Below are 21,135 nucleotides of genomic sequence, written 5' to 3'. Positions count from 1 at the left end.
ATTAAAGCATTCACGCATTCACGCATTTTCGCATTGTCACCTGATCCTTTTCATATTCTGCTGCGAGAAAAAGCTCTCCTTCAAGTCCACATTGAACTCGATCTCATCAAATATCATTACTGTTTTGTTGCCTTCTTCATCGGCTGGAATCATTTCAAGACGTGTTGGCATTTCGCGGTCGTCCATCATTTTTACATCCGTTAGAATTTCTGTGTTTACCAGGTAGCCGTCTTCATCGTAAAACTCGGCTTTCAGCCAGTGCAGTTCTTCTTTCGAAATCCACATAATCACTTTTCCCCAAACAACGGGTGCATCGTCGTGCGGTATCAGTTCAATTTTATAGCAGGCATAACCATCAACTTCTTCTTCGCCAAGTAGTTTGTTCGAATAATCCTTTGACATTTCTGATTCTTTAACCAAATCGTCGTTGGTAAAATCCGATCCCATCCACGACTGCATCATCATCGATGGCGGAATTTTTATCATGCGTTCGATGTTGGGCACCCAGTTCCACATTTCCTTGTCACGTTTCAGAAAAACCTGGCCTTTTTCTTTAGCCGGTGCGGTTATATAAATCAGCGAGTAGTCGTTACCCAAGGTCCAGTTTTTCATCGAAACGGTTCGGCTCCATCCCGGACGTTCAATAATCATGGTCATTTCTCCACGACTGGATTCGCCTCTGAATTTTTCGTCGGCTTGTTTTATAATGGCTGTCATATCCTGGGCGAATACAACGAGGCCCAAAAGCATAAAAGTTAGTGTAAGTTGTATGCGTTTCATTTTGGTAATTATTGATTGTTAACGATTTTAAATGATGCAGAAATTACAGCCTCTTCCAATTTTTCCATGGGGAAAACGTCGGGGGCAGCAACACAATACAAAAAGGCGCCTTCTATTAATGAGGCAATCGCCATCAGGTCGCTTTCCGGATCTTTGCTTCCTTGTTCTACAATGAAGCCGTAAAATAAATTGAAAATAGGGGCGGCTTTTTCTTCATAGGTTTCTGCAAAAGTTTGTGAGATTTGCGGTTGCAACAAGAGTGAAAAAAACAGCTTCCAGTGCTGCATGTTTTCGCGAAGTAACTTGAAATTTTGCCGGATAAAATAGATAAACTCCTCTTTGGTGAGTATTCCGTCATGGTTCAAATCAAGGTTGTCGTAAATCTCGTTAAAACCATGCTCCATCAGTTCGTCAAGAATTTCTTTTTTGCTGTTGAAGTAGTTGTAAGTTAGTCCTTTGGATATTTTTGCTTTGGTGGCGATCTGACTTATCGAAGTTGCGTGATAGCCATTTTCGGCAAATAATTCCAGAGCAGTTTCCATGATTAACTGCTTTTTCTGTTTTCTGATATCGTCGAATTGTTCCGGACTTCTTGGCATCTTTTTGGTTTTTGATTGAACGGTCGGTCAAAGTTAAAAGGTGTATTTTAAAATTCCAAGAAAAAATTTGATTAATTGACCGATTGGTCATTCTAAATATGGAATTATGGACGAAAAAGTTCAAATTTAAAGTGAGTGCCTGAAAATAAAAGGAAATTTGTTGGACAATTCTGCCAATGCACCAATAGTTGCAAGCAAATGTAAAATAACTTGCTTTCTTTGCGCCCAATTGTTTTAACACAACCGGGGCGTAATTAACCCCGTCATATATAATTTACGTAAATGAAAATATTTGAAGGACATTCTTTCCATATACCCGTTCTGGGTGTTGGATATTCAATGGACACACCTGTAAATGTCGCACCCTTCGGAATTTCATCGGTGATTTCGCTTGTTGATGATTCGCTGATGGAAACGATTCGTGAATTCTACTGTAAAAAGTTTGATTTGCCGTTTACTGCCATCTCCAAAAAAGTGGACGATCACAGGGCAAAACGTATAACATCGTACCTGAATACGATGGAAGAAGTGGTGAATCAAAAGGTTGAAAGCTTAAAAGCTTCGTTCTCGAATGTTGGAGGCGAATTGGAAAAATATTACGATATGCTTCCTGAGGCGTCGGAGTTGAAAGCAAAATTCAGCAACCTTGGATTTAAAAAATCGGTTACCGAAGAGCTGAAAAAATGGGTGAACGAAAAGTTACCGGTGGGATCGATTGATGTAAACATTATGACCAAGCTCGACCAGGTAAACAAAAAAGATGGCGAAGAACTTCCCATCGAGTATAACGATGCACATGCGGCACTGCGTGGTTTTGCCAACAGTAACCTGAGTTCTTCGTTGGTACTTTCTGCAGGAATGAGCCCGCGTTTGTATAGCTACATCGAGAATTTCAAAGACTTCTTTCCTGATATTACAGGTAAGATCAAAAAGAATATTATTCTGAAAGTTAGCGATTTTCGATCGGCACTGGTGCAGGGCAAAATGTTGGCTGCAAAAGGACTGTGGGTATCGGAATACCGCATTGAGTCGGGGGTAAACTGTGGCGGACACGCTTTCCCAACTAACGGCGTTTTGTTCGGGCCAATTCTTGACGAATTCCGACTGAATCGCAAGCAGTTATTTGATACTTGTGTTGAAGTTTATAAAACTGCGCTACAGAAGAAAGAACTTTCTCAACCTGCCGGGGAACCGGAAATGAAAATCACTGCACAAGGTGGTGTTGGTAATGTTGAGGAACACAACCTGCTGCTCGAGCATTACAACATGGACAGCGTTGGCTGGGGATCGCCTTTTATGCTGGTTCCTGAAGTTATCAGTATCGATACTGAAACCATGAACTTGTTGGCCGAAGGAAAAGAAAAGGATTATTATTTCAGTGGTCTTTCGCCGCTAGGCGTTCCGTTTAACAGCATTAAAGGGGCTTCGATGAGCAACCTGCGTTTGGCAATGGCTGCTGATGGAAAAGCCGGTATGCCATGTACAAAAGGATTTTTGAGGTACAATACCGAATACACCGAAAAACCAATTTGTACTTCGTCGCGCCAGTACCAAAGCAAAAAGTTACAGGAACTGGAGGCACTGAATTTACCGGAAGCAGAATACAAAAAAGCTTTCGATAAAATAACCGAGCCGGAATGTTTGTGTATCGGTCTTGGAATTTCGATGTTACAATCGAAAGGAATCGACGTGAAGGAAAACGAAAAAGTAACCGTTTGTCCGGGACCAAACCTGGCGTATTTTTCAAAGATTTCATCGCTGAAAGAAATGGTTGATCATATTTATGGTCGAATCAATTTGTTGGATAAAGGTTATCGTCCGCATATGTTCTTGAAGGAGCTGCATATGTATCTCGATATTTTTAAAGAGCGCATGGAAGCTTTTCAGAAAAATATTGATGATGTGAAGGAAAAACGTAACCTCGTGAAATTCAAAAGCAACCTGTTGGAGGGAATCGAGTATTACAAGAACCTTTTTGGTGAAAAGAAAAAGGATGTGGTTCTCGAGTTGGAGAAACTTGTTCAGAAATATTCAGTGCTGAACGCCGAATTGTAATTGTTTCATAAAACCATATAAAAGCGGGATTCATTCATTTGGGTTCCGCTTTTTATTGCTGCAAATTGTTGATAGTTGAATTCAAAATGAAACAATTTGGCTGGTCTAATTGTAATTATGACAGAAAATTAATCGGTGTGATGATAAACTGCTTATATTTGGCCCCATTAAAAAATCTGGTTGTCATTCGATACCACAAATTATTAATTCACTTTATGAAACGTTGTTATTTGTTTTTTCTGGTAATATCCTTGATTTTTATTAGTGCTAACGTAAAGGCAAAAGGTGCCGATTCGCTTTATGTTGCCACGCACTATAACGAGGCTGAGTACTTTATTGAAATGCGTGACGGTGTAAAATTATTTACCGTTGTTTACACGCCAAAAGACGAATCGAAAACCTATCCGATACTGATGAACCGCACGTGTTACAACGTAGACGGGACTCGTGATAACAAACTCCGGGCTCCATCTGACTACCTTATTGAAGGTGGTTATATTTTGGTTTACCAGGATGTGCGTGGTCGATACATGTCGGGCGGAACTTTCGATAATATGCGCCCAAATATTCCGGGTAACGATGTAAAAAACAAAAAGGATATTGATGAAAGTTCGGATACATACGACACCATCGACTGGTTGATTAAAAACATAAAAGGTAACAACGGCAAAGTGGGGATTTACGGCATTTCGTACCCCGGACATTACAGTGCAGCGGCTTTACTTGATGCCCACCCGGCTTTAAAAGCTGCTTCGCCACAGGCACCGATTTCTGATTTCTTTTTCGACGACTTTCACCACCAGGGAGCATTTCTGCAATCGTACATGGCGGCATTCGCTGTGTTTGGTTACCAGAAAGATTCGTTAACCAATAAACCATGGTACAGCGATAAAATGATGCGTTTGTTTAAAGATCAGTCTGCAAACGGTTATGAGTTTAATCTGGATTTAGGACCGCTTAAGAACATCACAAAAAAGTACCATTACGATAACTTTTTCTGGAACCAGATAGTAGATCATCCAAACTACGATGAGTTTTGGCAAAAGCGTTCGATTCTTCCGCATTTAAAAGATATTAAACCTGCGGTAATGTTGGTAGGAGGTTGGTACGATGCTGAAGATTTGTTCGGGCCGATAAATATTTATAAGACCATTCAGCAGAACGATCCCGACGCAAAAAATACCATTGTTATGGGGCCGTGGACTCACGGTGGCTGGGCACGCGAGCAAGGAAAACATACCGTAAACGATATTTATTACGGCGATAGTATTTCTACTTTCTTTCAGCTTTCGATGGAAAAATCTTTTTTTGATTATTACCTGAAGGATGAAGGAGAAATGACCTTGCCTGAAGCTTATATGTTCGATACAGGAATAAAAGAATGGAAAAAATATGATGAGTGGCCGCCAAAAGATGTGAAGCCGATTACTTTTTCGTTTGGCGAGAAAGGTAAATTGTTAATGGACGAAAAAACTGATGAGAGCGCTGAATATAGTTATATCAGTGATCCGGACAAACCGGTTCCTTACCGTTCGGTTACTGAAGGTTTGACTTTCACACCGCGTTATTTTATGACGGATGATCAGCGCCATGCTTCTTACCGTCCTGACGTGTTGACTTTCAAAACCGATGTTTTGGACAAAGACGTTACTATCGCCGGTGAAATCCTGGCGCAACTGGTGGTTTCAATGACTGGTACCGATGCTGATTTTGTGGTAAAACTGATCGATGTTTATCCCGAAGATCAACCAAATTACGAGCACAATCCTAAAAATATTGTAATGGCCGGCTATCAGCAGTTGGTGCGTCACGAAGTATTCCGTGGCCGTTTCCGCGACAGTTATTCGGAGCCGAAACCATTTGAGCCGGGAGTGCCAACCAATGTAACAGTTCCGTTACAGGATGTACTGCATACTTTTAAAGCAGGCCATCGTATTATGATTCAGGTTCACAGCACGTGGTTCCCTTATATCGACCGCAATCCGCAAAAATATGTCGATAATATTTACAAGGCGAATGAGGAAGATTTTATCAAGTCGGAAATTACCATTCACGGCATGTCAACCGTAAAAGCAGGTGGTGATTTGCCAACGATTGAATTATTGGAAAAGGTGGATTAATGAGAAGCGATTAAATCGCTTCAGCTTATTTATCCCGATACTGATAAACGGCTTTTTTTAGCCTGTCCATAATTGCAATACCGATACCGACTTCAGGTATCGGTTCTGCAATTATCAGGTCAACATCCGAATCTTCCAAACGATGCAGTGCTTCAAAGAATTTTGCTGCAGCTTCGCCTAAATCTTTGTTGTCTGATAAACGCTCGATCAGATGATACTTCTCCGGCTCTTTTACTTTAGAGAAAGCCAGAAAACCATATTTTTTATTTTCCAGATATTCAGGCTCGTTGCCCAACAGGTACATCGGTTTTCGGGGACTGTAATGCGATTTTAACTGACCCGGCGATTTTATGGGGGAATTTGCTTCCTTGGTCTTACTTTGAGGAAGAACCTTTAATAAATCCTGTTCGGTAATAAAACCGGGGCGTAGTATTTTAAATTCTCCGTTGCTTAGCTCTATAACCGTCGACTCGATACCAACTTTTGGGAGTTCGCCGTTAAGTATGCAATTGAGCTGTGGAAGTTGTTTTTGAACGTGCTCAGGCGTAGTAGGACTTAACATCCCAAACCGGTTGGCACTGGGTGCAGCAATACACTTCCCCGAAAGTTTTAACAGTTCGCGTGCCGTTTGATTGGCCGGCATCCGAACGGCTACTGTATCCAATCCTGCTGAAACGATATCAGGTACCGATTTCTGTTTTTTTGCAACAATAGTTAAAGGGCCCGGCCAGAAATGTTCGGCCAGTTTTAATAGCGCATCATCAATTTCAACAAAAAGTTTCTCCAGTTCCGAAATCTCGTGAATATGTACAATAAGCGGATTAAACGTTGGCCGTTCTTTTGTTGCAAAAATTTTTGCAACAGCTTCCGGGTTAAATGCATCTGCTCCTAAACCGTATACTGTTTCAGTTGGAAAAGCCACCAGCTCGCCATTTTGGATAATGCTGGCTGCCAATTTTGTATCGTTGATAATCGAATTCATTCGTTGCTTCTAATTGTTGGGCGCAAATTTCTAAAAATAAGGGGAAATTGCCAACGCAAATTCCCCTTTGTGATTAAAGTTTTCCTGAACTGCCGATAAGTTATTAAGTTAATTATTAAGTAGATTCCGAAAAAAAACTACCTGCCTCCAGGAAATAGACCAATTGTTATCTAATTATTCTGAATTGAATTGTTGTCATCAATTAACTTTTGACGTTGCGCATCCTGAAATTTTAATACCTCAGAACGAACTTGCTCGTTGGTTAATCCAATAATTTTTGCCGCTGCCAATGCTGCGTTTTTTGGATTTAGAATTACCATTGGAGCAACACCCGACGGCATTCGCACACTCGAATAAATGTCGGCACCTGCAAATGAGTCGCCAACCGGAGGACATGCAATAACCGGACAAGTGGTTTGCGCATCTGAGAAACCGCTCAAAGCATTACTCATTCCTGCAATGGTGATAAACACCGGATTGTGCTTTTCCTGCTCTTTAATAATGTTGTAACACTCTAACGGTACTTTGTGCGCCGAAGCAATATAACATTCCGAAGCGATGTTAAAACCGTTTAAAGAGTCAACAATTTTATTGGCCCAGTCCAGATCGGCTTTAGAGCCCATTATTATAACTACTTTGCTCATAGTCTTCTATATTATTAAATGAATATTTGTAATCCATAGGAATTATTTCGTTGTATTCCTCGATCGACGCGTTCGACAAACAAGCGTCAATAATTTTTCTTCCGGTGTGGAACAGGTCTTTATGCATGAACTTTTTCAGCTCTTTGTTAAAGAATTCCTGTAATACTTCTGCTCCTGCATCGTATCCTGCGGTACCCACTTCAACCTGGTTGTATACTTTCAGGAATCGGCTTGGGATTTTAGAACTTTCAATTGTCAGGTAATTCAACTCGTAACCCAATAGCGGACAACGTGCAGCCTGAATTTGGTCGTCTTTTAGTTTGGCGCCACCTCTTCGGGTTAAGTATTCGCGCATTAAAAGCTGTGGTTTAAATCCAACCTCCCAAACACCAATATTTTGGTTTGGTACCAGTGAAAAAATGGTACGTGGTGTTTCAATTATTTGTTTTAGCAACAGGTTGGCATGAATAATACGGTCTCCTGTGGCAAAAGGCCAGTATGAACCTACACCTTCGCTTTCCATTGCTCCCGTTCCAACAATGCTTGGATTTTTGTGTCCGCGTGGTGCAACCAAACGCCACAACCAGGCCAAAGCCGGCGGCAATACGTGGAACAGACCAACAATTCCGTAGGTTGGATCTTCTATCGAACACTTTGGTGTACGAATACCAAAACTGCGCACATCAACCGAAACCGATCCGTTAATGGTGTTGTCAACACTTTCGCGTGGAAGAACAACACGTGGGTTTGGACAACGTTTACCCGGTTCATCTTCAATATGATTCCAGATCAGTGCTGTTGATTCCGGCTTGGTATCGATATTTAAAAACAACAAAGGTTTTTTCGGGTTAATGGTTGTTTTCTCCAAAACCGGATCATCGCCATACTGGTTAACACTGTCAACACGAACAAACCATGCATTCTCTGCATCCATAATTCCCAATTTTCCATTGTTCTTTTGGAACGATGGGTGACAGAAAGCCATATCGTCGGCAATTGGAAGAAAGTTGCAGGTTCGCGGAATAGTAATGTAACGGCTTTCTCCGGTAACAGAATTTTTACCGAGTAGAACTCTACCATCAGTTTCTCTTACAATATGTTGGTGTAATTCCGATTTTCCACCACCACTGGCACCTTCGTGCATAAAGGTTGTAACAATATCGTAGGGGCTAATAGATTGAACTGCAGAACAGTGGGCAGTTACCCATTCTTCTTTTTCTCCCTGAGTTAATAATACTCCGTATAATCCTTTTTTTGCACTTGGCCCCGGATATAGGTTGTATGAATACAATTCGTGAATATCGTCAAGGCGGTTGTGTACCACCACTTGTTTTCCATCAAAGTGAGTGTGTCTGAAAACCGGTGCTACATAAATTACCGATTTTAACTCACTGTTTTCTGCCAGCTCGTCAAATGCTACAATTTCCTGTAACATGGATAAGCCCATGGCAAAAAATCCTGCATTGGCAGGTGCAATTGCTATTCCTAAAGAACCAATGCCCTGGCGGCCTGCAAAGTAGAAAAACACGGCCAGATCGTTGTCTTTTAACCAATCAAAGGTTTCTTTCTGAATGTCAGAAAACGGATAGTTATACTTTTCTGAAAATCGTTTTTTACCGGTAGGTTTATCGTCTCCAATAACCATGGTACCCGGATCGCGTCGGCGCATGTAGGCTTCGGTGTAGTTTACCGAAATACCGTTTTGCACACGATGTACAATTGCTTCTGTGTATGTTCCTTTGCCTTCAATATCGTACGATACGGCAAATTCGTTGTTTTCTTTTCCATTAGTAGCAGCATCGGCAAGCTCTTCAGTTGTATTGTAGCATGTAAAAGACTTACATGAACTCAATACGTTTTGAATGTTTGCAGGCAATGTTATGCCCTTTTTATCAAGGTTAGTTTTAAAATCTGAAAAAGCTATATTCATTTTTGTTAATTTTTGTGGTTCTTCAACCAATCGGTATAAAATCGTAATCGGCCACAAATCTATAAATACTTTAGTATGATTTAATAAAATAAAGTATAGCTTAACAAAATTTATAAATTTTTTAATAATTTAAGTATAACTTAAAATCAGGGGTGTGGTAATTAAATATTCGGAGGGGTTACTACCCATACAACGCGGGTGGTTCCTTCAATAATATTTTGCGCGTTATGCGTAATATTTGAGTTAAAATAGAAACTGTCGCCTGCCTCGAGTATGTAAGGTTTGTCTTCGAGAATAATTGCCAGTTTTCCTTCTGTAACGTGGCAAAACTCTTGTCCCGGGTGGGTTGTCATTATGCCTTTGCTGTCCGATCCTGAAGAAAATTCCATCAGATAAGTTTCCATTTGTTTGTGAGGATCGTGGTGAGAAATCAGGTATAATTTTGTGCCGGATTCATTTTCCTGGACAAACTTTTTTTGATCGTCTTTTATTAGCGGTTGATTAAGCAGTGTTTCATTTTCGCCAATTAATTCTCCCACAGTAGTGTTTAAGCTGTCGGCAATATTTTTAAGCGTTAAGATGGAAGGAAAAGCTTTGGCTTTTTCAATCTGTGAAAGCGCACTTGAACTGATACCGACTTTTTTAGATAAGTCGTTGAGCTTTAGATGTAAGTCTTCTCTTTTTCTTCTTATTCTTTCGCCAAGTCGTTTCATCTTTAAGATCGGTTTTTGCCAAATATTCAGGCTTCCGGCAGTTAAATTTTGTGGTAGAAATCGTTTTGTGCTGTAAAAGTATAAGAAAAATGCAGATGTTAAAATATATTTAAAAAATTAAGTGAGGGTTAAGAATGTCTGTCAGGTTTTATCCAAAGGAAATTAAAAAATTGCAATGTTAAACAGATGCACTGAATTCCGCTGAAATGTGGAGAGTTATTTACTTAAAATGTGTATTTACGTTTTATACGAAATAAATGCGCAAAAAGCAGATTTATTTCCCTTTGCGCATACGGAATCGGGCCGGATGAATAGGGAAGACACCTTCGTTTACAAATTTGATATCTTCAACCGAATAGAATGCTTTCGGGTTCGTAGTTTTTACAATCGCCTCTACTTTCTTAATTTCCGAACGCTTGATGATACTGTGAATAATACTAACTTTTTCGTTCGCCCCCTGTGCATTGTGATGGGTAATACCATATCCCGCTGCTTTCAGATTTTCAATAAGTTTACTGGCTTCTTTTTTTGTGATAATCTGGAGTTTAACTATTCCCAGCGCCAGTTTTTCTTCAATTAGCAGACCGATGTAATTTCCGGCAGCAAAACCCAAACCATAAGCGATGTAACAAAGCCAGTTATCGAGGTTTTCTATAATTTTCGTAATGGCAATCAACCAGATTAACACTTCGAAAAATCCGAGGATTGGAGCCCAAAGTTTGTGACCTTTTGATACCATTACAATACGAATGGTTCCGATGGTTACATCCGCAATTCGCGAAATAAAAATTAATCCCGGAAGCAGTAAATATATGAATAGGTTACTGTCGTAAAAGCTTGTATCCATAAAAATAAAATATCGATTCTGTTGTTATCTCAAAGTTAGAGATTAATTACTTTGCGGGAACAGACAGGAGCATTAAAACTCTGATGTAAAATGAAATTTAATATCCTTAAATTCGTCTTGTGCCATTTGTAAAATAAACGAGGAATCGGCCATAAAAACGTCGCGTCCCAGTTTATCTTTTGCCATTTTCTGGTGCTTGCGTTTTTTGAATTCGGTCAGTACTTTTTCATCGTCGCACTCAATCCAGCAGGCTTTGTGCATCGAAAGCGGCTCGAAACGACATTTGGCTCCATACTCGTGTTCCAAACGATATTGAATAACTTCAAACTGAAGCTGACCAACGGTTCCGATAATTTTTCGTCCGTTAAAAGCGCTGGTGAAAAGCTGTGCAACACCTTCGTCCATTAACTGGTCAACACCTTTTGCCAGCTGTTTCGATTTCATTGGATCGGCATTTTCAACAAAACGGAACATCTCGGGCGAGAAGCTCGGCAGTCCTTTGAAATGGATATCTTCGCCATCGGTAACTGTGTCACCAATAATGTAATTTCCGGTATCGGGTACACCAATAATATCACCAGGGAAAGCCTCTTCTACAATCTCTTTTTGCGAAGCCATAAAAGCTGTCGGACTTGAGATTCGGAATGATTTACCCAAACGGATATTCTTGTACATTTTATTTCGCTCGAATTTACCGGAGCAGATCTTTACAAAAGCAATTCGGCTACGGTGATTCGGATCGATGTTGGCATGAATTTTAAAAACAAAACCTGTAAATCCTTTTTCTTCGGGATTAATAACACGTTCTTCAGTTTCGCTTGGTTGAGGTATCGGTGCAATTTTTACAAATGAATCGAGTAATTCCTGCACGCCGAAATTATACAAGGCACTACCAAAAAATACCGGTGCCAGTTCGCCCGACAGGTAATCTTCGTTATTGAATTCCGGGTAAATACCTTCAACCAGTTCCAATTCTTCACGCAACACATCGGCATCTTCGCCAATGTAGTCTTCCAGCGTTGGGTCCGAAACATCTTCAAATTTTATACGCTCTTCAATTTCCTGAATATCAGGTGTAAAAAGTTTCAGGCTGCGATTGAAAATATTGTAAACACCTTTAAAGTCGGGGCCGTTGTTTATTGGCCAACTTAACGGGCGCACTTTAATTTTTAATTGGTCCTCGATTTCATCCATCAAGGTAAACGGATCTCCGGCAGGGCGGTCCATTTTATTTACAAAAACGATAACTGGCGTCTTACGCATCCGGCAAACATTCATCAGTTTTTCAGTTTGCGGCTCAACCCCTTTAGCTGCATCAATAACAATAATTACGCTGTCGACCGCGGTAAGCGTACGGAAAGTATCTTCCTGGAAGTCCTGGTGACCCGGGGTGTCAAGAATGTTAACTTTGTAACCGTTGTATTCGAAACCCATTACCGAAGTTGCAACAGAAATACCACGCTGGCGCTCGATTTCCATAAAGTCGGAAGTGGCACCTTTTTTAATTTTGTTGCTTTTTACAGCACCTGCCACACGAATTGCTCCACCAAAAAGAAGCAGTTTCTCGGTTAAGGTGGTTTTTCCGGCATCCGGGTGACTCACAATTCCAAAAGTGCGACGACGTTGTATTTCTTGTAAAAAACTCATTTGCTATCGATTCTATAATGCGGGCGCAAAAATAGAAAAGATATTTTAAATCAATCTTATAAAACAGAAAGAGCTGTCTGGTGTTAAATATGTTCGCAAAAATGTAAGGTTTTCTTCAAAGAAGCTATCGGTGCACTCTGGTCCGGCATTAATGCTTTTTCGGCTTTTTCGTTTTATTAAATGCTTCAGAAATGTGGTTCCAGTAACTTTCGTGAAAACGAAGATCTGATTTGCTCAAAATATCATGATAGCTTTTCGGCTCATCATCCGGGTGAAAGATTTTTAAGCCCATGTCTTCATACAAAGCCATAACTTCGGGATGAAACTGAACGGAAAATACATGTGGATAAGTGTCGTGTTTTACTCCTTCAATTATTTTGTTGTCGGGCGACAAGCAGGTTACCAAAAGTCCTTTTCCCAGTTTCTCGATTGCCTGGTGGTGGCTGCTGTAAATACGCGGAGTAGAATTTTTGGCCACTTTTACATCTTTTCCCCAAAACAAATTATCGGTTAATTGAATGGTGTGCATACTGTTTCCCATAAAAAGCTTATCCTCTTCAATCAGCTGCCAGTAGTTGCGATGCATGTTAGTACGACCAACGGCGACTGTTGCCTCCGGAGTATCAGCAGCGTAAATTTCAGAAGGAATATCCTGAATTAATGTACCGCCGGTTCCCACGTTCATCGTTTGCATTCCCAGACAAAAACCGGTTACGGTGTAATCGGGGCGTTCATCCAAAAACGGTTCAAACGAATCGTTTTGCGAACCTCCAAGCAGGTGGAACATAAAAGAACATTCGTACAGGTGGCGTCCCGGATCGGTAACTACCGACTCGGTATTTTCTTCGCCATAAAGTTCAGGTTGAATGTCAGGGCCTCCAAAAAAGATCACACCAATCGAATTCGCGAAGACTTTTTGCAGGTCGTCGGTTATATCATTCTCAGTATAAATATTTTCGGGAGTTAGTTCACCATCAATTTCGTGCAGAAAAAAGTTATCCAAGTTATTCTCATCAATGTATTTTTGCGTTTCCGAAAAATCGTATTTCTGGCCTTTGTAATACACGCCAACAAAATTTACCTTGTTCTTTTTTACCGAAAGTAAGTTGGCATTTGTAAGGTACTGTATGGTTTTTATGCGATAAACAGTAGGATCGCAGAGGATAATATATTTTTTGCGGGTGTTAAAGTCGGTATCAAAAAAATGTTGTGCAAACGAAGTACTAACCAGCAGAAAAGCAATAAAGAGTAGCAATAGTTTTTTCATCAGATTTTAATTTGTTGTTGTTGTGACCAGAATTTTACCCTCAAAATTAAAAGATTGACCAACAAAACAATGCTTTCAAACGTGTTTTTAAATAAAACATAATTTACACGGCACACATTCTGTAAACTTTGTACATTTGTCTAATCATTTAAAGAAAAAAGGTTATGAAATTCAATTTTAAATCATCTTACCTGGTACTTGGTGCCGTTGTATTAATTGTTTTGCTGCTTTTTGGTGGCCGTATGTTTAAGATCTTAAAACCTGGTGAAAAGGCAGTCATCTTTAAGCCGTATACCACCGGTTTGGATAAGGAAAATATTTTTGGTGAAGGATTTCATATCATTGCGCCATGGAACGAGTTGGAGGTGTATAATGTCAGGGAACAGCAGCGCGACGAAACAATGGATGTGCTCGACAAAAACGGACTTTCGGTAAATGTTGATGTTACCGTTCGTTTTAATCCTTCGTACAATAAAATTGGATTTTTGCACGAGCAGTTTGGTGTAAACTATATTAATGTGCTGGTTATTCCAGAGGTTCGATCTTCAGTTCGTCAGGTAGCGGGACGTTACACTGCTGAAGAAATCTATTCAACAAGAAGAGCAGAAGTGGAACAGACAATAATTACAGAAACAAAAAAAGTATTGAGCGAGAACTTTATTGACATGCGTGCTTTGTTAATCCGTTCAATTAATTTACCTGCTCAGATTAAAGGTGCAATCGAGAATAAATTGCAACAGGAGCAGGAAGCACTGGCTTATGAATTCCGTTTAAAACGTGAAGAGTCGGAAGCTGAACGTAGAAGAATTGAGGCGGAAGGTATTGCCAATTACAACCGTATTATCAATGCCAGTTTGACAGACAAAATTTTAACTCAACGTGGTATTGAGGCAACAACATCGTTGGCCGAATCGCCCAATTCGAAAGTAGTTGTTATTGGTAGCGGAAAAGACGGACTGCCAATTATCCTTGGAAATAATTAGAAGTGTTAAATTAACATAAGAGCGAGCCGGTTTTTACTGGCTCGTTTTGGTTAAAGCAATATTAAAAGCCAACTTACTAATCCCGATCGTAACTTCGTTCCGATTGTCCCCTTTTGGGGGACAGGAGCGCCGAAGAAGCGACAGGGGGTGAGGTTACAAAGGTTAATATATTAAGCATGAAAAAAATCAAAAATCCCTGGAAAGATCCTAAAAACATTGGCGAATACAACTGTTTTGCCTGTTCGCCATATAACAGTGGTGGTTTGCACCTCGAGTTCTGGGAAGATGGCGACGAAATTATTACCAAATGGAAACCCGAGAGAAGTTACGAAGGCTGGATTGGTGTTTTGCACGGTGGAATTCAGGCTACTTTGCTCGACGAAATCGGTGGCTGGGTAGTGATGCTAAAACTTGAAACTTCGGGGGTAACCAGCGATATGCAGGTGAGTTATTTAAAACCGGTGAAAGTTTCGAAAGGAGAGCTAACCATAAAAGGGAAACTGGAATCGTACGAAGGGAGGACCGCAAAAATCAGTGCATCGCTGTACGATGGTGCCGGTGAAGAGTGTGCCAAGGCCGACCTTGCGTATTTTGTTTTTCCTGAAAAAATAGCCAAAGCACGTTACCAATACCCCGGTATTGAGGCATTTTACGATTAACTTTCTGCTGCCTCTGCTAAACAGAAATTACGAACTGATATGGTGTTGATTTATTCTTCCTCGTCGTCGAATTCGGAAGTATAGTCAGGCATTTCGTCCTCTTCATCGAACTCGTCGTAGATAGAAAATTTTTGTTTTGAACTTTTTTCACGAGAACTCCCGTGTCTTTTTTGTTTTCGGTCAAATTTGTCCAGTTCGGGGTGGCGGATTTTGTTCACTTTCTTTTTCATCACGTCAGCAAACCAATGTAATTAGAATTTAAATCGTTAGAATAAATAAATTTACGCAGGCAAAATAGAAAAAAAATAAATAAAACAAATCAATCGTTTATTATTTTTACCAAATTGAGAATTTATACGAAAGAGTTCATAATATGTTATCGATGAATAAATTAAAAAATATTGTTCTGATAGTTGTCTGTACAATTTTTTGGATTAATGTGCAGGCACAGGATTCTAAACGTTCGGATAAGTTATTTGAAGAGGCCCGAAAATATTATTCCGACGATAATTATCCGGCGGCAATCGAAACATCGCATAAGCTTTTGGATAAAGATCCGGAATACGCCAATGCTCATCTTTTATTGGCCGAAATTTATAAAGACATGGATTCAACCCGCCTGGAAATAAAACACCTGACCAAAGCCGTTGAGTTTGATGATAATCCACTGATTGATTTTAGGCTAGGAGAGTCGTTTTACAAATTGGGAATGTATTCCGAGGCACTCAGTTTTTACGAGAAATACAAGGAAAACAAAAATATACCGGAGAAACGACAGTTTTTGTTAGCATGTAAAATTGCCAGTTGCCGTTTTGCCATAAACAGCATCGAGAATCCGGTGGGGTTTGAACCAACCAACCTTGGCGGAGAGATAAATACGGCTAACGATGAATATTGGCCAACTCCTTCGTTGGATGGAAAACATTTGGTTTTTACGCGTTTAATGAAAGATGGAGGCAGACCACAGGAAGACTTTTTTATGGCAGAAATCGACTCTTTTAACTGGGACAATGCCCGTCCAATGAGCGAAGTGAATACTCCTGAAAACGAAGGAGCACAGACTTTATCGGCTGATGCAAAAATATTATTTTTTACGGCTTGTAACCGCGAAGATGGTTTGGGAAGCTGTGATATTTATTTTTCGCGATTGGTAGAAGGAAAATGGACCGAACCAAAAAATGCCGGGGCACCGCTTAATACTTCATCGTGGGAAGGACAACCTTCGCTGTCGTCGGACAATCGCTATCTCTATTTTTCGAGTAACCGCAGTGGTGGAAAAGGAAAAAAAGATATCTGGCGAATCGCCTTTAATGGTTTTGCCGAAAGCGGAAAACCACAATGGGGAAAACCGGAAAACATGGAAGCGTTAAATACATCGGGCGACGAAATTTCGCCATTTATCCATGCTAACAATCACAACTTTTACTTTGCCTCTGATACGCATGTTGGTATGGGCGGACTCGATCTGTTTACGGCTGAAATCAATGAAAATGGAGAGGTTGAAAACCTTAAAAATATGGGTTACCCAATAAATACCTATAACGACGATATGGGGTTGACAATCAGTTCTATCGGTGATATTGCGTATTTCTCATCCGCAAGAGAGTCGGAAAATGGTCTTGATATTTTTTCATTTAATCTCGACCGTGGTTTGCAGCCGCGTCCGGTTACATACATTAAGGCAAAAGTTACTAACAAGACTACAGCAGAGCCGGTTATGGCGGATATAGAGTTAGTAAATCTTAATTCGGCGGTTATTGAGCCACGTATTGAAAAAGCCGATGAAAATGGACAGATAATGCTCGCATTGCCTGTTGGACGCAACTATGCATTTAATGTTTCGGAAGACGGGTTTATGTTCTATTCGCAATCAATGCGTTTGGCTGATGAGAATTCACTAACCGATCCGTTTATTCTTAACATTGAACTGGAGCCGATAGAAGTTGGCGCCGAAATGGATTTGCACAATATTTATTACGAAACCGACTCATTTGCCATTCTTGCAGAATCAGAACCTGAGCTTCAGAAACTGGTCGATTTTCTTAAAAATAACGGTGGTTTAAAAGTCGAGATTCAGGGACATACAGATAGCTCCGGTAATCCTGAAAATAACCTCGAGCTTTCTAAACTAAGGGCAAAATCGGTGGTCGATTATTTGGTGGAAAATGGTATTTCAAATGGCAGATTACAATCGGAAGGATACGGCGATACAAAACCTGTTGCAACAAACGAAACTGTTGAAGGACGCCGCTTAAATCGTAGAACTACGATTAAAATCATCGCCAAATAAAGATTTTTGCAAACATAACTTTGTCAGTTGTTTCATTTGTCTATTTTTATGGTTTGTACCAAAAATCAAGTAAATGAAACAACTGCTTTTTACCGCATTTTTATTGGTGTGTATTGTTTTTAGCGCATCTTCCCAGGAAAATTACCTTAATCAGTGGCCATCGTTTCGCGGACCTTTTGCCTTGGGTTTTGTCGAAAACTCAAAAACCATAAGTCAATGGGATGTTGAAACAGATAAAAATGTACTGTGGAAAACATCGATTCCCGGCCTCGGACATTCCAGTCCCGTAATTTGGAACGATAAAATGTTTATATCGACCGCCATTAGCAGTTCGGGCGACAATGAAGTGAAAATCGGATTGTATGGTGATGGTGATGCTGTGGAGGATGAATCCATTCACGAATTTAAGTTGTACTGCCTCGATAAAAATTCGGGTGAAATTTTGTGGGAAAAACTGGCCACTAAAAATGTTCCGAAAGTAAAGCGCCATACAAAAGCATCGCATGCCGATGGTACCCCGGCTACCAATGGAAAATATGTGGTTGTATTTTTTGGTTCGAATGGTCTTTTCTGTTACAACATGGATGGTGATTTGGTTTGGAAAAAAGACTTTGATAAAATGAATGCCGGACCATACAACGCTCCTGAACTGGAGTGGGGATTTTCAAGCTCACCGATCATTCACGAAGACAAATTGATTATTCAGTGCGATTATCTGGGGAATTGTTTTCTGGCTGCCTATGATATAAATACTGGTAAAGAAATTTGGCAAACACCGCGTGAAGAGGTGTCGACCTGGAGTTCGCCTACGGTTTTTGAGAAAGACGGGAAAACACAAATTGTGGTGAATGGATGGAAACACATGGGAGGTTACGATTTTGAAACCGGAGCAGAAATTTGGAAAATGAGTGGAGGAGGAGATATTCCAACGCCAACGCCGGTTATTGTCGACGATCTGATTTTTATAAATAATGCACACGGTAGGTATTCGCCAATTTATGCCGTGAAAACAGACGCCAAAGGAGATATAACGCTGGATAAAGATGAAACCGAAAATGAAAGTATTGTTTGGAGTGTAAAACGTGGTGGAGCCTACATGCAAACTCCGCTTATTTACGATGGCTATTTATACAATCTTCAGGGAAATGGTTCGCTGAGTGTGTTTAATGCAACTAGCGGCGAGTTGATGTACAAAGAGAGTCTTGGATCGGTTGGTGGTTTTACCGCATCGGGTGTAGCTGCCGACGGGAAGGTGTACTTGTGTTCCGAACAAGGAGATGTTTTTGTTGTTAAAGCAGGCCCTGAATTCCAAATTATCGAGCACAATAAAATGAATGATGTTTTAATGGCTTCACCGGCAATAAACGGCAATGTTTTGTATTTCAGAACACAAAAATCTGTGGTTGCAGTTGGAGCTAAATAGACTGAAATTTTATTTACGCGATAACTAAGGATTGGGCTTTTCGCTTAAACCGATTAAAATGCTGAAATAGAAGTTTCTCGGATTTCCGGGATAATAATATCGTGGAGGATTGCCACCGAATGACGGAGCATTAACGGCTAGCATGGAGGTGTAATTTATATCAAAAATATTCTGCACGCCACTACGTAAATCAAACTTTATAGCACCTGCTTTGGCCTTATAACGAATCTCGGTATTGGTCAGGCCAAAAGCATCTGAAAAAGCAGAGTTGGCATCGTCAACGGGCATTTCGCCGTTATAACGGTACCAGGCATTTAAAGAGAGGTTTTTTAGCGGAGATAAATTGGCACCGAGACTAAACGTTTCTTTGGCAGTGCCCGGTAAAAGTTTGCCGGAATAATCGGTTCCAAGATTCACAAAATCATTAAAATGATAGTTGGCCAATGTGGTGCTTCCGTAAATCGTTAGCAAATGATTTTTATTGTGCGTTATGGTTACCCAGGTAAATTCGGCTTCAAAACCGGGGTGAACCGATTGGCCGGCATTAACACCAATGTACGCATCTTCGCCGGTGCGGTGTGCAACCAGCAAGTTGTCGATATAAATACGATAATAACTTGCCGACAGTTTAAACCGATTAGTAAACTGTGCCCTGAATCCCGTCTCAAAACTCCAGCCCGATTCCGGTTTTATATCTTCGTTTATTGTGCCTTCGGGCATCAGCGTTTCTTCAAAAGTAGGGGTAGAAAAACCATGGCTGACGTTACTGAAAAGAGAATATTCTTCGGCCAGTAAAACGTTCAAACCAAGGCGTGGCGATAACACCGGTTTGTAATTTTTCTTGCCAGACTGGTCGCCGTTATCAAGATAATGATCAGTGTATTTAAAGCGGGTAAGGTTTCCGTTTAGTCCGGTCGAAATAAACAGCCGGTCTTTGATATTTGATTCAACCTGAACAAACAGATTTTCGTATTGTCGCTTTTCGTTATTATCCGAAAGTAACTCATCATCGTCGTTGTCAAAGGTTTGCCAGTCGTAAGTTTCACGGAACATTTCTATTCCTGTGGTCATAACTAAACGAAATTCATCGCTTGTAACAACCTTTTGCATGTAGGCCCGCCAACCAATATAATCCGACGATTCTTTCAGTCGGTTAAAAGGCCGCAATTCATCCAGTTTGCGGGTGCTTCCAAACACGCCGGCTGATATTTTGCCTTCGTTAAGCGTAAAACGATTGAACGAAACACCCAGCTGAGAATTGGTATATTCCTCGTATCCGTGAACGCCGGCCCAGTTTAAAGCTGCGCTTTGCGGATCATTCTGATAAGTTTCCAGATCAAGCGAACTGGGAATATAGGCTTTCATTTTGGTGGCTTTTGCCAGAAACTGCAGATTCGATTTATCCGAAAAATTATAGGTTGAATTCAGAAGAATATTGCCACGTGTAGTAGAATTATTTTCGCGAAAACCATCACTCGAAAGTAAAGCTCCCAGTGTATAAATCTGCAATCTGTCGGTACTAACTCCGGCACTTAATGTGTTTTTATACGTGCCAAACGAAGCCACGGTAGTTTCGTTCTGAACAAAATCTTTTTCCACCGATTTTGGATGAAAAAGCAGCACGCCGGCCAGTCCTGCGCCGTACAAACTTGATGATGGACCTTTTATAATTTCTAAACGTTGTATGGACGTGTTTTCAAGATCCTCTAAAACGGTTTCACCATCGCCGGTAGTTAGCGGAATTTCACCAAAATAGGCTTTTATTTTGTTGGTGCCGTATGGCGTTCTCGAGCCAATACCACGAATGGTTAAACGGTTGGTGTTTAGTGTTCCGTGGTGCATTAAAATTCCCGGGACCCGATTTAAGGCATCAATGGGAGTCAGCGCATCTCCCGATTCAAATTCCAGCGGAAGAATCAGGTTTACCGGGGCAGGAGTGTTAAAAATATTGTAGGGCGAGCGAAAAGCAGTAATAGTGATTTCTTCAATTTCGTCGCGTAAAATCGTAGTGTCTTGTTTTGAAAATGGTAATTGGGCGCGTATAATACCGGATGGTAAAAGTACCGTGAAAAATAGTAGAAATGTGATTGTTCTCCACGTTGTTTTCATTGCAGGCTGTTTTCAGTTCTCCTATCAAAGTTAACGAAAAGTGGGGAATAATGTTAAACATTAAAAGTGCCGGGTCAACGAAAAGAA

17 protein-coding genes are annotated in these 21,135 nt (G+C 40.5%); 6 read left to right on the top strand and 11 right to left on the bottom strand.

Annotated elements, in window-relative coordinates; genetic code table 11:
• Nucleotides 1-36: 36 nt before the first annotated feature.
• Together SLH46_RS13255 and SLH46_RS13250 are read right to left on the bottom strand one after the other, a co-directional pair.
• A complete protein-coding gene (locus SLH46_RS13255) occupies nucleotides 37-780 on the bottom strand; it encodes an outer membrane lipoprotein-sorting protein (RefSeq protein ID WP_320281679.1) in 744 nt (247 codons plus the stop codon).
• A gap of 8 nt (nucleotides 781-788) precedes the next feature.
• Nucleotides 789-1,379 (bottom strand): TetR/AcrR family transcriptional regulator, encoded by a 591-nt coding sequence (locus SLH46_RS13250; protein ID WP_320281678.1) that lies wholly within the window; start codon nucleotides 1,377-1,379, stop codon nucleotides 789-791.
• Nucleotides 1,380-1,661: 282 nt separating this feature from the next.
• Between SLH46_RS13250 and SLH46_RS13245 the strand changes: the two genes are divergently transcribed.
• A complete protein-coding gene (locus SLH46_RS13245) occupies nucleotides 1,662-3,434 on the top strand; it encodes a hypothetical protein (RefSeq protein WP_320281677.1) in 1,773 nt (590 codons plus the stop codon).
• A gap of 215 nt (nucleotides 3,435-3,649) precedes the next feature.
• A complete protein-coding gene (locus SLH46_RS13240; RefSeq protein WP_320281676.1) occupies nucleotides 3,650-5,554 on the top strand; it encodes a CocE/NonD family hydrolase in 1,905 nt (634 codons plus the stop codon).
• Nucleotides 5,555-5,579: 25 nt separating this feature from the next.
• Here SLH46_RS13240 and SLH46_RS13235 read toward each other — a convergent pair whose 3' ends face one another.
• From SLH46_RS13235 to SLH46_RS13205, 7 genes are all read right to left on the bottom strand, one after another.
• The gene (locus tag SLH46_RS13235) at nucleotides 5,580-6,536 is read right to left on the bottom strand and encodes an L-threonylcarbamoyladenylate synthase (RefSeq protein WP_320281675.1); all 957 of its coding nucleotides are present in this window, start codon (nucleotides 6,534-6,536) and stop codon (nucleotides 5,580-5,582) included.
• Nucleotides 6,537-6,706: 170 nt separating this feature from the next.
• Nucleotides 6,707-7,180, bottom strand: coding sequence for an AIR carboxylase family protein (locus SLH46_RS13230; protein WP_320281674.1), 474 nt, complete (start codon nucleotides 7,178-7,180; stop codon nucleotides 6,707-6,709).
• Complete coding sequence (locus tag SLH46_RS13225) at nucleotides 7,149-9,110, bottom strand: DUF4914 family protein (protein WP_320281673.1); 1,962 nt, start codon at nucleotides 9,108-9,110, stop codon at nucleotides 7,149-7,151. The genes SLH46_RS13230 and SLH46_RS13225 overlap by 32 nt, the downstream gene beginning before the upstream one ends.
• Before the next feature lie 161 nt (nucleotides 9,111-9,271).
• Complete coding sequence (locus SLH46_RS13220; RefSeq protein WP_320281672.1) at nucleotides 9,272-9,823, bottom strand: helix-turn-helix domain-containing protein; 552 nt, start codon at nucleotides 9,821-9,823, stop codon at nucleotides 9,272-9,274.
• Nucleotides 9,824-10,097: 274 nt separating this feature from the next.
• Nucleotides 10,098-10,670 carry a DUF2179 domain-containing protein gene (locus SLH46_RS13215; protein ID WP_320281671.1) on the bottom strand — a complete coding sequence of 191 codons (573 nt, stop codon included), beginning with the start codon at nucleotides 10,668-10,670 and terminating at the stop codon, nucleotides 10,098-10,100.
• Nucleotides 10,671-10,742: 72 nt separating this feature from the next.
• Complete coding sequence (locus tag SLH46_RS13210; protein ID WP_320281670.1) at nucleotides 10,743-12,317, bottom strand: peptide chain release factor 3; 1,575 nt, start codon at nucleotides 12,315-12,317, stop codon at nucleotides 10,743-10,745.
• Between the two features lie 148 nt (nucleotides 12,318-12,465).
• A complete protein-coding gene (locus SLH46_RS13205; RefSeq protein WP_320281669.1) occupies nucleotides 12,466-13,584 on the bottom strand; it encodes a gamma-glutamyl-gamma-aminobutyrate hydrolase family protein in 1,119 nt (372 codons plus the stop codon).
• 164 nt (nucleotides 13,585-13,748) lie between these two features.
• On the opposite strand from SLH46_RS13205, the gene SLH46_RS13200 reads away from it, so the two are divergent.
• On the top strand, nucleotides 13,749-14,567 hold the full coding sequence (locus SLH46_RS13200) for a prohibitin family protein (RefSeq protein WP_320281668.1): 819 nt from the start codon (nucleotides 13,749-13,751) through the stop codon (nucleotides 14,565-14,567).
• 176 nt (nucleotides 14,568-14,743) lie between these two features.
• On the top strand, nucleotides 14,744-15,226 hold the full coding sequence (locus SLH46_RS13195) for a PaaI family thioesterase (RefSeq protein ID WP_320281667.1): 483 nt from the start codon (nucleotides 14,744-14,746) through the stop codon (nucleotides 15,224-15,226).
• Nucleotides 15,227-15,276: 50 nt separating this feature from the next.
• Here the strand turns inward: SLH46_RS13195 and SLH46_RS13190 are convergent, their stop codons facing one another.
• On the bottom strand, nucleotides 15,277-15,456 hold the full coding sequence (locus SLH46_RS13190; protein WP_320281666.1) for a hypothetical protein: 180 nt from the start codon (nucleotides 15,454-15,456) through the stop codon (nucleotides 15,277-15,279).
• A gap of 152 nt (nucleotides 15,457-15,608) precedes the next feature.
• Between SLH46_RS13190 and SLH46_RS13185 the strand changes: the two genes are divergently transcribed.
• Both SLH46_RS13185 and SLH46_RS13180 read left to right on the top strand, forming a co-directional pair.
• On the top strand, nucleotides 15,609-17,516 hold the full coding sequence (locus tag SLH46_RS13185; protein ID WP_320281665.1) for an OmpA family protein: 1,908 nt from the start codon (nucleotides 15,609-15,611) through the stop codon (nucleotides 17,514-17,516).
• A gap of 73 nt (nucleotides 17,517-17,589) precedes the next feature.
• Nucleotides 17,590-18,939 carry an outer membrane protein assembly factor BamB family protein gene (locus SLH46_RS13180; RefSeq protein ID WP_320281664.1) on the top strand — a complete coding sequence of 450 codons (1,350 nt, stop codon included), beginning with the start codon at nucleotides 17,590-17,592 and terminating at the stop codon, nucleotides 18,937-18,939.
• 24 nt (nucleotides 18,940-18,963) lie between these two features.
• Here the strand turns inward: SLH46_RS13180 and SLH46_RS13175 are convergent, their stop codons facing one another.
• Entirely contained in the window at nucleotides 18,964-21,048 is a 2,085-nt protein-coding gene (locus SLH46_RS13175) for a TonB-dependent receptor domain-containing protein (RefSeq protein WP_320281663.1), read from the bottom strand.
• Nucleotides 21,049-21,135 lie beyond the last annotated feature (87 nt).

This window comes from Draconibacterium sp. IB214405, assembly GCF_033963885.1.
Lineage (GTDB): Bacteria > Bacteroidota > Bacteroidia > Bacteroidales > Prolixibacteraceae > Draconibacterium.
This window is presented reverse-complemented; position numbering and strand designations above follow the sequence as displayed.